This is a genomic window from Stenotrophomonas sp. STEN240 (assembly GCF_056756175.1).
Window position 1 is genome coordinate 1 of record NZ_JBRRBO010000039.1, and the last position, 12,520, is coordinate 12,520.

Consider the following 12,520-nt stretch of genomic DNA (forward strand, 5'->3'; position numbering starts at 1 on the left):
CCGTTGCTGTTTTGTCACTCAAACAAAAAAAAAAAACATTCGCCCTCCCCAATCGGGGACTTTTTTTTGGACCCACGGGTTGTCCCGAGGATGGCCCGGCACTACCGAAGACGCCTTGTCAGCTGGAGATTGCCAGCCGCTCCTGGCGGTAACGCCATACCGCCACTGCCCACAGCAGCACCGCCAGCAGCACCGAGGCGGCCAGATACACCGCCCACTGCGTGGCCGATGGCATCTCGCCGCGGGTGACCTTCACCAGCATCTGGTTCTGCGACAGGAACGGCACCGCGTACTGCCACAGCTGGGTGTCCTTCAGCGGGTAGGCCATCAAGGCGTAACCCGGCAGCATCGGCAGCAGCATCAACCAGACCATATGGCTCTGTGCCTCCTTCATGCTCTTGGAGCTGGCCGACAGGCAGGTCAGCAAGGCGGTACCAATGAGCACCAGCGGCAGCAGGATCACCAGCAGCTTGCCCATCGCCGCGAAGCTGACATCCAGTGAACGCGCTGCGCCGCCGCCGATGCTGGCACTGATCTTGAACGAGATCAGGATCAGCAACATCGAAGCCAGGCCCAGTACCACCGCCGCCAGCATCTTGCCGCTGACCAAGGCGCCGCGTGCGGCCGGTGTGGCCAGCAAGGGCTCCAGCGATTGCCGCTCACGCTCGCCGGCGGTGGTATCCATCGCCAGGTGCGAGCCGCCGATGAAGGCGAACAGCATCAACACCAGCGGCAATACCACCGACAGGAAGATGCCGCGCTTGGCCTCGGCCGTTGCAAGGTCGCGGGTACCGACATTGACCGGCGCGGCCACCATCGGGTTGACGCCACGCGCCAGCAGACGCAATGCACCCACCGACTGCCCGTAAGCACTCAGCACGCTGCGTACGCGAGCAATCTGCACCTCGCCGGTGCGGCGGGTGGTATCGGCCACGATCTCCACCTTGGCCGGCTTGCCGGCCTGCCAGTCGGCGGCGAAGTTCTCGTCGATCACCAGCGCCAAGTCTTCGCGCTGGCTGCGGATCAGGCTTTCGATGTCGGCCGGTGCTTCGGTGGCATTGATGCCGCGGCTGGCCAGGAACGCGACCAGATTCGGCGCGCGGGCGATGCCCACCACTGGGATGCTCAAGTCTTTTTCCAACTGCGTTTCAGCGCGCAGGTTGGTGAGCTTGTTCATGCCCAGGAACAGCAGCGGGTAAAGCAATGGTGCGGTCAGCAGGGTCAGCAGGAAGGTGCGGCGGTCGCGGGCGAAATCGCGCAGCTCCTTGCGCATCACCGTGAAGATCGCGCGGAAGTATCCGGTCGTGCTCATGCGTGCAGGCCCTCCTCGCTGCCGATCAATTTGACGAACGCGTCTTCCAGGTTGTTTTCGTGGGCCTGCTCGCGCAGTTCCTCCGGCGTGCCCTGTGCAACCACCCTGCCCTGCGCGACGATCACGATGCGGTCACACAGCGCGGCGACCTCCTGCATGATGTGGCTGGAGAAAATCACGCAGCGGCCTTCCTCGCGCAGTTCCTTGAGGAAGCCACGCAGGCCACGGGTGGTCATCACGTCCAGGCCGTTGGTCGGCTCATCGAGAATCACGTTGCGCGGGTCGTGGATCAGCGCGCGGGCAATCGCGGTCTTGGTGCGCTGGCCCTGGCTGAAACCCTCGGTTGCACGGTCGAGGAAATCCTCCATCTGCAGTGCCTTGGCCAGGCGCGCGGTGCGCTCGACGATGGCGGCCGAACTCATGCCATGCAGTTCACCGAAGTAGTCGATGTTCTCGCGCGCGGTCAGGCGCTTGTAGACGCCGCGTGCGTCCGGCAATACGCCGAGGCTGCGGCGCACCGCGTTGGGGTCGACGGCGGCATCGATGCCATCGACCAGCACGCGGCCGCTTTCCGGCGTCATCAGCGTGTACAGCATGCGCAGGGTGGTGGTCTTGCCGGCGCCGTTGGGGCCGAGCAGACCGGTGATCTGGCCGTCGTGGGCAGTGAAGCCCACGTCATCCACGGCAATCACCGGCGTCTTGTCCTTGCCCTTGCCGGGGAAGGTCTTGCGAAGTCGTTCTGCAACGATCATGGAAGCGGATTCCTCAGTGATGCGGTGATGTCACGGTTCCCAGCCATTGAAGCTGGTGAACGGCGGCACGTAGTTGAGTTTTTCCAGACAGGCACCGTCGAGCGCCTTCGGGTCGGTCTTTTCAATGAACTGCGCAAACAGCTTGGGCATGCAGCCGGCACCGATCACGTTGTGGCCCTGGCCACGCAGCACGAACAGGCGCGCGTTATCCAGGTGCTTGACCACTTCCTCGCCGTAGCGTGGCGGGGTCACCGGATCGAACTCGCCTTCCAGCACCAGCGCAGGCACCTTGCCGGCCAGCGGCTTGTGGAAGTCGGCTGGCGCCGTGCCCTTGGGCCAGCTGGCGCACATCGCGCCCATGGCTTCGGCCATCTGATTACCGAGCACGGTGTCGGCATCGGCGCTGTTGGCGACCATGCTTTCGTTGTCCTCGCTGCACACCACCGAGAGCTGCATGCCCATCGCCATGCTGTCCTTCATCTCGCCCTGCAGCATCTGCGTCAGCGCCATCAGATTGTCGTAGCGGCCGCCGTTGGCTTCGTGGATGAGCTTGGGCAGCAACGCACCGGCAGCCGGCATGTAGGCATACATGCGCACCAGCCCGGCTACGGTTTCCGCACGCAGCTCGCCTTCGCGCTGCTCGCCCGTGCCAGCATCGCGGTATTGCACCGTCACCGGCTGCGCACGCAGCTTGGCCAGCAGCACGTCCAGCTCGGCGCGCGGATCGCCCAGCTTGTCCTTGCACGAGGCGGTCTTGGTGCACTGTGCGAACTGCAGCGCCAAGGCGTCATCAAGGTTGCGCGCGAAGATGTTGCCCAGCTGCAGGCTGTTCGGCACCACCGAGTCCAGCACGATGCTGCGCGTGGCCTGCGGATGACGCATGGCGTACTGCTGGGCCACGCGGGTGCCATAGCTGACACCGACCAGATTGATCTGCGCCGCACCGATGGCCTGGCGCACCGCATCCAGATCCGCCACCGCCTCGGTGGTGGTGTAGAAGCGCAGGTCGGCCTTCTTTGCCAGCTCAGCTGCGCAGCTGCGCGCCACTGCCACCATCGAGGCCGTGCTGAAATCCGCATCGTCCGGCGTATCGCAGGCCAGCAGGTTCGACTCGCCGGTGCCGCGCTGGTCGACCAGGATCACGTTGCGGTGCTTGCGCACCTCGGCAAATGCCGCGTCCACCTGCGGGTAGGTGGCAACCGCCGCCTGCCCAGGGCCACCGGCCAGGAAGAACACCGGGTCCGGCTGCAGGTCGCTTTCCTTCTCCGGGGCGACCCAGGCGATGTTCAGTGCAATCTTGCGGCCCTGCGGGTTTGCCCGGTCTTCGGGCACTTCCAGCGTGGTGCACTGCGCTTCCAGGCTGTCGCGGCTGCCACTCGCGCTCAGGCTGCAGGGCTGGAAGTGCAGGCTGCCCAGCGTCTGCGGCTTGCCCGCAGCAACCGCGGCAGCGGCTGCCTGCGGTGCGGCAGGCGCGGGGGTATCGGTGGACCGCACCAGGCGGTAGCCGACGATACCGGCGATCACGGCCAAGGCAAGGATGGTTTGGGTCTTGCGGGACATCATCGGAACAGCCCCTCACGGTTGAAGGAAATTAACGGGTCTACCTGCATCCAGACGCGGGCGCGGCAGCTATGTGACATCAGGAAAGAAAATTTCTTCGATGCGGCTTTCATACAGGCGGGCAATGCGGAACGCCAACGGCAGGCTGGGATCGTATTTGCCCGTCTCCAGCGCATTGACCGTCTGCCGGGATACCTCCAGCTGCTCGGCCAGTTCGCCCTGTGACCAGCCCTTGGCCTCGCGCAGTTCGCGCAATCGGTTATCCATCGCCGGCTCTCAGTTGTAGCGCCGCACGACCACGGCCTTGGCCAGCCCGTAGGCCAGGCAGACCAGCGGGAAAACCCAGATCATCGCCACACCGGAAGGAATGTCGATCACCTTGGCGACCTGCAGGAACCCACCGGTCAGGTAGACCAGCGATACAAAGCCAGTGGCGAAGCTGACCGCCTCCAGCTCGATGCGTTGCTGCAGTTCATCCACATCGCGGATGTAGCGGACCATTGCCCGCAACATCAACACCACCGGCGGCACCGGCAGCAAGGCGACCAGCGCACGCAGCAGCGGTTCGTCCACGCGCTTGAGCAACAGGCTCGATGCCACCAGCAGCACCATGTAACCGGCCATGGCCAGCATCACTTCGCGGGTATAACGCTTGCGCAGCTTGGCCGGGGCGGCGTCGCAGCCATCGGGCATGAAGCGGCGCAGCAGCGCTGCCAATGCCAGGCCCAGGGCGATACCACACAGAATGCCGGCAAACTTCGGCTGCGCGCCCATCGGCTGCCACTGCATCACGACCCAGGCGAGGACTGCGGACACCGCCGCCGCAAGCAGCATGCCCACGGTCCAAGAAGTACGGCTCATCGCCCTGCCCCTTGCGCCCGCATCTGCGGGCCGGCGGCCAGGGTAAGCGACCGGCTGGCGACGGAACCCGTCGCGGTGGAACGGACAAGACAGCTGCAATGACCCATGGCCCAACTCCTGTAAAGCACGCTTGACACATCCTGGGGCCGGCACGGCCGACCTGTCAAGCATCCTTTACAGATGGAAACGACGATTACGCTGCCCCTTGCCCGGGCCAAGCCGGCAAGACCGCATCCACAACGAAGAAAGGCGCGAACGAAGCGTCGCGCCTTTATGCGGATCAAAACCAAACCGGGGCCGGACACGCCGGCTCACCGGGAGAGGCGACTGCAGCGCAGCCGCCAAGGATCACTTGCTGCTGACGTACTTCTCGCGGCGGATCTGCGGCATCGACAGCCCCGCTTGCTTGAGCACTTCCACGCAGGTATCGACCATGTCCGGGTTACCGCAAAGGTAGGCGATATCGCGGGCCGGGTCCGGCGCGATCTCCGCCAGCTGCTGCTGTACATAGCCCTTGCGGACATCCGGGTGCGGGTTTTCAGGCAGTTCCCGCGACAGGCAGGGCATGTAGCGGAAGCCGGGGTTGGCGGCGGCAAAGGCGTAGAAGTCGTCGCTGTAGAGCAGCTCTTCCGGCGTCCGCGCGCCCTGCAGCAGCACCACCTCCACGCCACGCTCGACCATTGCCTCATGCAACTGCGGCAGCATCGAGCGGTAGGGGGTGACGCCGGTGCCGGTGGCGATCAGCAGGTAGCGGGCATTGTGGTCGCCCGGCTGCAGGCAGAACCGGCCAAAGGGACCGCTGCCACTGACGTGGTCGCCCAGGTCCATGCCCTCGAACAAGGCCGTGGCAGCGCCGCCGGGCACGAAACTGACCGCGATTTCCACCGCCTCGCCCGGGCCCAGGGCACGGTCATGGATAGTGGCCAGGGAGTAGCTGCGCTTGGTCGGGGTGCCGTCGGCGTAATCGAAGTGAATCTGAATGAACTGGCCGGGCAGGAAATCCAGCGGCTGGCCGTCATCACGGACGAACTGGTAATGGCCGATGCTCGGCGCCAGCATGTGGCGGCCGACCAGCTTGAGGGGGAATTGGATTGGCACAGGAGGGGAACAGTGTGTAACCGGGCATGGACCACGGGGGCTCCTATAATACCGGCCTGCACTTATCCGACGCCTGTACTCGGCGCGAAGGCCAAAGATTGGACTCCCGTACCCCTGCTCCTCCCGGCACAGCCGCGCTGCGCATCAGCGACCTGCGCAAGACCTACGACAACGGCGTCGAAGCGCTGAAGGGCGTGTCGCTGGAAGTCGCCCCGGGCGACTTTTTCGCCCTGCTCGGCCCCAACGGCGCCGGCAAGTCGACCCTGATCGGCATTGTCTCTTCACTGGTCAACCTCAGCCAAGGCCAGGTGCAGGTGTTCGGCAGCGACCTGGTCGCCGAGCGCAGCGCCACCATGCGGCTGATCGGCCTGGTGCCACAGGAAATCAACTTCAACCTGTTCGAGAAGCCCTTCGACATCCTGGTCAACTACGCCGGCTTCTACGGGATTCCGCGTGCGGAGGCTGAAGTACGCGCCGAGGAAGAGCTCAAGCGTGCGCACCTGTGGGGCAAGGCGCAGATGATGAGCCGCACCCTGTCCGGCGGCATGAAGCGCCGGTTGATGATCGCCCGCGCAATGATGACCCGGCCGCGCCTGCTCATCCTCGATGAGCCCACCGCAGGCGTGGACATCGAGATCCGCCGCGACATGTGGAAGACGCTGCAGGAAATCAACGCCGCCGGCACCACCATCATCCTCACCACCCATTACCTGGAAGAGGCCGAGCAGCTGTGCCGCAACCTGGCCATCATCAACCACGGCCAGATCGTGGAGCAGGGGCCGATGCGCGGCCTGCTGGCCAAGCTCGACGTGGAAGGCTTCCTGTTCGACATCGACGGTGAACTGCCCGCCCAGCTGCCGCATATCGAAGGCGCCACCCTGGTCGCCACCGACGCGCATACGCTGGATATGGACATGCCGCGCGCGATGGACCTGAACCGTGTTTTCGACGCCTTGAATGCCGCCGGCATCCGCGTGCGTTCGATGCGCACCAAGAGCAACCGCCTGGAGGAGCTGTTCGTGCGGCTCACCGGCAACCTGGAGAACAGCGCAGCATGAGTACCCCCGTTCCCGTGACCGACAGCAGCCGCAACTGGGTGGCGCTGGGCACCATCGTTCGTCGCGAGGTCAACCGCATCCTGCGCATCTGGGGCCAGACCCTGGTGCCGCCGGCCATCACCATGACCCTGTACTTCCTGATCTTCGGCGGCCTGATCGGCTCCAAGATCGGGCAGATGGGCGGTTACAGCTACATGCAGTTCATCGTGCCGGGCCTGGTGATGATGAGCGTCATCCAGAACAGCTACGGCAACATCAGCTCCTCGTTCTTCGGCGCCAAGTTCGGCCGGCATATCGAAGAACTGCTGGTCAGCCCGATGCCGAACTGGGTGATCCTCGGCGGCTATGTAGCCGGCGCGGTGCTGCGCGGTTTGATGGTGGGCGTGATCGTGCTGATCATCGCCATGTTCTTCACTCCGGTGCGCATCCCGCACCCGCTGGTGACGCTGACCACGGTGCTGCTAGGCGCGACGATCTTCTCGCTGGCCGGCTTCATCAATGCGGTTTACGCCAAGAAGTTCGATGACGTAGCGATCGTGCCGACCTTCATCCTGACCCCGCTGACCTACCTGGGCGGCGTGTTCTACTCGGTGACCTTGTTGCCGGGCTGGGCGCAGGCGATGACCCATGCCAACCCGATCTTCTACATGGTCAATGCGTTCCGCTACGGCCTGCTCGGCAGCAGCGACGTGCCGTTGTGGGTGTCGTATGCCTTGATGCTGGGTTTTGTTGTAGCGCTGACCACCTTGGCACTCTGGCTGTTGAAGCGCGGCGTAGGCCTGCGCAGCTGAAAGAAGGCGCCGAAAGGCGCCTTTTTTTTTGGCTTTTGTTCTCGCATTTGTGGGAGCGGCATAAGCCGCGAAACTCGTACAACATCAGACCAAGCTGGCTCTTGCATCCAGACTATTGCAAACCCTGTTTTTCCTGGCCGGATGCAATGTCAGCTTCGCGGCTCACGCCGCTCCTACAACACCCCGAGCCCCTATGATGGCTTCACTCCCCACTGTTGATGGATATCCAAGCGATGCGCATCCTGATTCTCGGTGCCGGTGGTACCGGCGGTTACTTTGGTGGTCGGCTGGCCCAGGCCGGCGTCGATGTCACTTTCCTGGTGCGGCCCAACCGCGCTGCACAGCTGGATCGTGATGGCCTGGTAATCCGCAGCCCGCTCGGCGATGCCGCATTTGCGGTCGCCCACGTCACTGCCGACGCCCTGCCGCAACTGGCGAAGGAAAATCCCTTCGATCTGGTCATCCTCAGCTGCAAGGCCTATGACCTGGAGAGCTCCATCGACGCCATCGCAGCGGCAGTCGGCGTCACCACCAGCGTGCTGCCGATTCTCAATGGCCTGCGCCACTACGCTGACCTGGATGCACGCTTTGGACGCGAGCGCGTGCTCGGCGGGCTGTGCTTCATCAGCGCGACCAAGGCCGAGGACGGCGCCGTGCTGCACCTGGACAAGCCGGCCAAGCTGACCTTCGGTGAGCGCGATGGTGCGGCCAACAGCGCGCGTGTGACTGCACTCGCACAAGCCTGCGAACAGACCGGCATCGACCACGTTGCATCGGCCGACATCGCCCAGGAGCAGTGGATCAAATACAGCTTCCTGACCGCGTTGGCGGCTGGCACCTGCCTGATGCGCGCCGATGTCGGCAGCATCGTTGCCAGCGATCACGGCACCGCTTTCATGCAGGCCTTGTACGCCGAATGCCTGGCGGTCGCCGCGCAGGCCGGGCAGCCGATTCCAGCGAAGGCACAGGACATCGCACTGGGCGCCATCACCAAGCCCGGTTCGCCGATCAAGGCTTCAATGCTGCGCGATCTGGAAGCCGGTCAACGCGTGGAGGCCGCGCATATCGTCGGCGACATGCTGGGCCGCGCGCTTGCGGCCGGGCAATCCGCACCGCTGCTGCAGGCCGCGTACTGCCACCTGCAGGCCTACGAAGCGCAACGCGCCGTTTGAAGCCTGCGCCTGCCGTCAGACCGGCGGCAGGCGGAAGAAGGCGCGCGTCGCGGCGGTAGCATTGGCGGCGGTAACGGCCACGTCTTCGCCACGATCACGTGCCAGTTCCTCGACGATATGCGACAGGAACGCCGGCTCGTTGCGGCGATCCTTGGGCAGCGGCCGCATCGTGCGCGGCAGCAGATACGGTGCGTCGGTCTCGATCATCAGGCGCTCGGCCGGGATGTGCTTGACCAGCTCGCGCAGGTGCGCGCCACGGCGTTCGTCGCACAGCCAACCGGTGATGCCGATGTACCAATCGCGGTCCAGGTAATCGAACAACTCGCGGCGTTCGGCGGTGAAGCAATGCACCACTGCCGGGCCCAGCTTGCCGTCGAAGTTCTTCATCATCGCCAGGAAGTCATCGTGCGCATCGCGCTGGTGCAGGAATAGCGGCTTACCGGCAAGGTCAGCGGAAATCTGCAGCTGCCGCTCGAAGGCCTTGCGCTGGGCCGGGCGCGGCGAGAAATCGCGGTTGTAATCCAAGCCACACTCGCCCACCGCCACCACTTCCGGATGCGCCTGCAATGCGCGCATTTCGGCATCGCACTCGTCGGTGTATTCACTGGCGTGATGCGGATGCACGCCGGCGGTGGCGTACAGGAAACCGGGATGGCGCTGCGCCAGTTCCAGGGCCATCGGCGAGTGCTCGCGGCTGGCGCCGGTGATCACCATCTGCGCCACGCCGGCGGCCTTGGCGCGCTCCAGCACCGCGTCCAGGTCGCGATCGAAGGATTCGTGGGTGAGGTTGGCGCCGATGTCGATCAGTTGCATTGAGCTGGAAGTAGGCAGACAGAAAGCGTGATTGTAGAGGTTTGGTCCCAGCCCGGCCCCCAAACCATGAACGAAGCCCGGTAGCCCGGGTAAGCACAGCGCACCCGGGGCAGTTCGCTGAATCGTAGGGGCCGCGCGAAAAGCCCCGGGTGCGCTGCGCTTACCCGGGCTACAGGCTTACCCGGGCTACGCGGCTACCGGGCGCCTGGCGTGCGCGGCTTCTACAATGCGCCGATGGCAACTGCATTCCCCATCACCCCGCTGCTCCCCGACATACTCCAACAGCTGGCCGCGCATTCGCGGCTGGTACTGGAGGCGCCACCCGGCGCCGGCAAAACCACCCAGGTGCCGCTGGCGCTGCTGGAGGCACCGTGGCTGCAGGGCGGCAAAATCCTCATGCTGGAACCACGCCGCGTGGCCGCGCGCAGCGCCGCCACCTTCATGGCCAAGCAGCTGGGCGAACCGGTTGGCGAAACCGTTGGTTACCGCATCCGCTTCGAGAACAAGGTGTCCGCGCGTACCCGCGTGGAAGTGGTCACCGAAGGCATTCTGACCCGCATGCTGCAGGACGACCCGCTACTGGAAGGCGTTGGCGCGCTGCTGTTCGATGAATTCCACGAACGTCACCTGTCGGCGGATCTGGGCCTGGCACTGGCGCTGGACGTGCAGGCACAGCTGCGCGAGGACCTGCGCATCGTGGTGATGTCGGCCACGTTGGATGGCGAGCGGCTGGCGCAGTTTCTGGATGCGCCGCGCCTGTCCAGCGAAGGCCGCAGCTACCCGGTGGAAGTGAGCCATTTCCCGGCGCGGCGCGATGAGGCTCTGGAAGCACAGACCCGGCGCGCGGTGGAGCAGGCGGTGGCCGAGCATCCCGGTGATGTATTGGTATTCCTGCCAGGACAGCGCGAGATTGCACGGGTGCAAGCCGCTTTAAGCCCCTCCCCCTCCGGGGGAGGGGTTGGGGAGAGGGTCGGGGGCGCTGCCCACATCGGCCAACTACAGCAGGCTTCGCCCGCACCCTCATCCGCCGCTGCGCGCCACCTTCTCCCGCAGGGAGAAGGCTATGAGGTGCTCCCCCTCCACGGCGAGCTGCCGATCGAGCAACAAACCCGCGTGCTGCAGCCCGATCCCGACGGCCGTCGCCGCGTGGTGCTGGCTACCAATGTCGCCGAATCCTCGGTCACCCTGCCCGGCGTGCGGGTGGTGATCGATGCCGGCCTGGCGCGCGAGCCGCGTTACGACCCCAACAGCGGTTTCTCGCGCCTGGATGCGGTGAACATCTCGCAGGCCTCGGCCGACCAGCGTGCCGGCCGTGCCGGACGTGTGGCATCGGGCTGGGCGTGGCGGCTGTGGCCGCAATCGCAGCGACTGGAACCACAACGCCGTCCTGAAATGGCGCAGGTGGAACTGGCCGGGCTGGCACTTGAGCTGGCCGCCTGGGGCAGCGACCAGCTGCGCTTCGTCGATCCGCCACCGGCAGGCGCTCTTTCCGCCGCGCGCGAACTGCTGCGTGGGCTCGGCGCCTTGAACGAAGACAACAGCATCACCGCGCTGGGCAAACGCATGCTGGCGATGGGCACGCATCCACGGATGGCGGCGATGCTGCTGTCCGCGCACAATCCGCGCGAACAAGCCCTGGCCGCCGACCTGGCCGCGCTGCTGGAAGCCCGCGATCCACTGCGCCAGGGCGGCGATGCGCTGGCCGCCCGCTGGCGTGCCTTGGCTGCATTCCGCAGTGGCCGCGCGCCGCAGGATGCCAACCGCGGCGGTCTGGCGGCGATCGACGCGGCCGCCAAACAGTGGCGCCGACGCCTGCGCTGCGAGGCGCTGCCCCCGGCCGATAGCGAAGCACACGCGCTAGGCGACCTGCTGGCCCATGCCTTCCCCGACCGTATCGCCACCCAGCACCCTACAGATCCGCAACGCTATCAATTGGCCAACGGCCGCAGCGCGCGCCAGTTCGACAACAGCGACCTGCGCGGCGAACCGTGGCTGGTGATCAGCGAGCTGCGCCACGATCCGCGTGATGCACTGATCCTGCGCGCGGCACCGGTGGACGAGCGGCGCCTGCGCCGCGACTTCCCCGAGCGTTTCAAGACCCAGGACGTGGTGCGCTGGAACAGCAGCAAACGTGCCCTGGAAGCACGCCGCGAAAGCAGCTTTGAGCGCATCGTGCTGGACAGCCGTTCTGCCGGCCAGGTGGATCCTGCACGGGCCGCACGTGCATTGACCGACGCCGTCCGTGAGCTGGGGCTGGACGCCCTGCCGTGGACCGAAAACCTGCAGCAGTTGCGCTGGCGGGTGATGGGGCTGCGGCAATGGATGCCGGAACTGGAACTGCCCGACCTCTCCGATGCCGCCTTGCTGGCCACGCTGGATGACTGGTTGCTGCCGGCCTTCAACGGCAAGACGCGGCTGGATGCGTTGGCCGAGGAAGAGCTGGGGGAAGCGCTGAAATCGGGTCTTGATTGGAGCAAGCGGCAGCTGGTAGACAAGCACGCACCGCTGCGCGTCAGCGTGCCCTCGGGCATGGAGCGGCGCATCGAGTACGCGCTCGACGATGACGGCATCAGCCCGCGTCCGCCGGTGCTGGCGGTGAAGCTGCAGGAACTGTTCGGCCTGGCCGATACGCCGCGTATCGCCGATGGCCGCGTGCCCTTGTTGCTGCACCTGCTGTCACCCGGCGGAAAGCCGCTGCAGGTAACCGGCGACCTGCGCAACTTCTGGCAGAACACGTATGCCGAAGTGCGGAAGGAAATGAAGGGGCGTTACCCCAGGCATCCATGGCCGGACGATCCGTGGAGCGCTACGGCGACGCACAGGGCGAAGCCGCGGGGGACCTGATTGGGGTTTGGCGGGGCTGCGGCACAGGCGGAAGCGAGAGAAAAAACGAGAGCAAAAGCACCCCTCCCCAACCCTCCCCTTGCCTACGGCAAAGGGAGGGGCGGTTCTTGGCAATCTGTCAGCGTGCAGCGCAGCCGCACTGGCCCCCTCCCTTGCGCGTAGCGCAGGGGAGGGTTGGGGAGGGGTCGCCGTTGGTTTTGATCCTGCCTTTGACTCCGATCTAACCTTTGACGGTGATCCTACCGCTCGATGCGAGCCT

The 12,520-nt window shown here is 65.4% G+C and carries 11 protein-coding genes; 4 read left to right on the forward strand and 7 right to left on the reverse strand.

Translation table 11 applies throughout. From position 1 onward, the window contains the following. Positions 1 to 118 precede the first annotated feature (118 nt). The 6 genes from ACVOKO_RS14905 to ACVOKO_RS14930 form a co-directional block, all read right to left on the reverse strand. The gene (locus ACVOKO_RS14905; protein WP_346499677.1) at positions 119 to 1,312 is read right to left on the reverse strand and encodes an ABC transporter permease; all 1,194 of its coding nucleotides are present in this window, start codon (positions 1,310 to 1,312) and stop codon (positions 119 to 121) included. Further along, positions 1,309 to 2,064: an ABC transporter ATP-binding protein gene (locus ACVOKO_RS14910; RefSeq protein ID WP_346499678.1), complete on the reverse strand. Its 756-nt coding sequence runs from the start codon at positions 2,062 to 2,064 to the stop codon at positions 1,309 to 1,311. The genes ACVOKO_RS14905 and ACVOKO_RS14910 overlap by 4 nt, the downstream gene beginning before the upstream one ends. A gap of 30 nt (positions 2,065 to 2,094) precedes the next feature. Further along, on the reverse strand, positions 2,095 to 3,624 hold the full coding sequence (locus ACVOKO_RS14915; protein WP_346499679.1) for an alpha/beta hydrolase: 1,530 nt from the start codon (positions 3,622 to 3,624) through the stop codon (positions 2,095 to 2,097). A gap of 69 nt (positions 3,625 to 3,693) precedes the next feature. Further along, the gene (locus ACVOKO_RS14920; RefSeq protein ID WP_057629134.1) at positions 3,694 to 3,891 is read right to left on the reverse strand and encodes a helix-turn-helix transcriptional regulator; all 198 of its coding nucleotides are present in this window, start codon (positions 3,889 to 3,891) and stop codon (positions 3,694 to 3,696) included. Between the two features lie 9 nt (positions 3,892 to 3,900). Further along, positions 3,901 to 4,485, reverse strand: coding sequence for a hypothetical protein (locus ACVOKO_RS14925; RefSeq protein WP_346499680.1), 585 nt, complete (start codon positions 4,483 to 4,485; stop codon positions 3,901 to 3,903). A 348-nt stretch (positions 4,486 to 4,833) separates the two neighbouring features. Next, the gene (locus tag ACVOKO_RS14930) at positions 4,834 to 5,583 is read right to left on the reverse strand and encodes a ferredoxin--NADP reductase (RefSeq protein ID WP_346499681.1); all 750 of its coding nucleotides are present in this window, start codon (positions 5,581 to 5,583) and stop codon (positions 4,834 to 4,836) included. A gap of 98 nt (positions 5,584 to 5,681) precedes the next feature. Here ACVOKO_RS14930 and ACVOKO_RS14935 point away from each other — a divergent pair, with 98 nt between their 5' ends. The 3 genes from ACVOKO_RS14935 to panE all read left to right on the forward strand — a co-directional run bounded on the left by ACVOKO_RS14935 (position 5,682) and on the right by panE (position 8,604). Further along, on the forward strand, positions 5,682 to 6,641 hold the full coding sequence (locus ACVOKO_RS14935; protein WP_346499682.1) for an ABC transporter ATP-binding protein: 960 nt from the start codon (positions 5,682 to 5,684) through the stop codon (positions 6,639 to 6,641). After that, a complete protein-coding gene (locus ACVOKO_RS14940; RefSeq protein WP_346499683.1) occupies positions 6,638 to 7,432 on the forward strand; it encodes an ABC transporter permease in 795 nt (264 codons plus the stop codon). The genes ACVOKO_RS14935 and ACVOKO_RS14940 overlap by 4 nt, the downstream gene beginning before the upstream one ends. Before the next feature lie 233 nt (positions 7,433 to 7,665). Beyond that, entirely contained in the window at positions 7,666 to 8,604 is a 939-nt protein-coding gene (panE, locus tag ACVOKO_RS14945; protein ID WP_346499684.1) for a 2-dehydropantoate 2-reductase, read from the forward strand. Positions 8,605 to 8,619: 15 nt separating this feature from the next. Here panE and ACVOKO_RS14950 read toward each other — a convergent pair whose 3' ends face one another. Next, on the reverse strand, positions 8,620 to 9,417 hold the full coding sequence (locus tag ACVOKO_RS14950; protein WP_346499685.1) for a TatD family hydrolase: 798 nt from the start codon (positions 9,415 to 9,417) through the stop codon (positions 8,620 to 8,622). Between the two features lie 234 nt (positions 9,418 to 9,651). Between ACVOKO_RS14950 and hrpB the strand changes: the two genes are divergently transcribed. After that, positions 9,652 to 12,261, forward strand: coding sequence for an ATP-dependent helicase HrpB (hrpB, locus tag ACVOKO_RS14955; RefSeq protein WP_346499686.1), 2,610 nt, complete (start codon positions 9,652 to 9,654; stop codon positions 12,259 to 12,261). Positions 12,262 to 12,520: the final 259 nt, after the last annotated feature.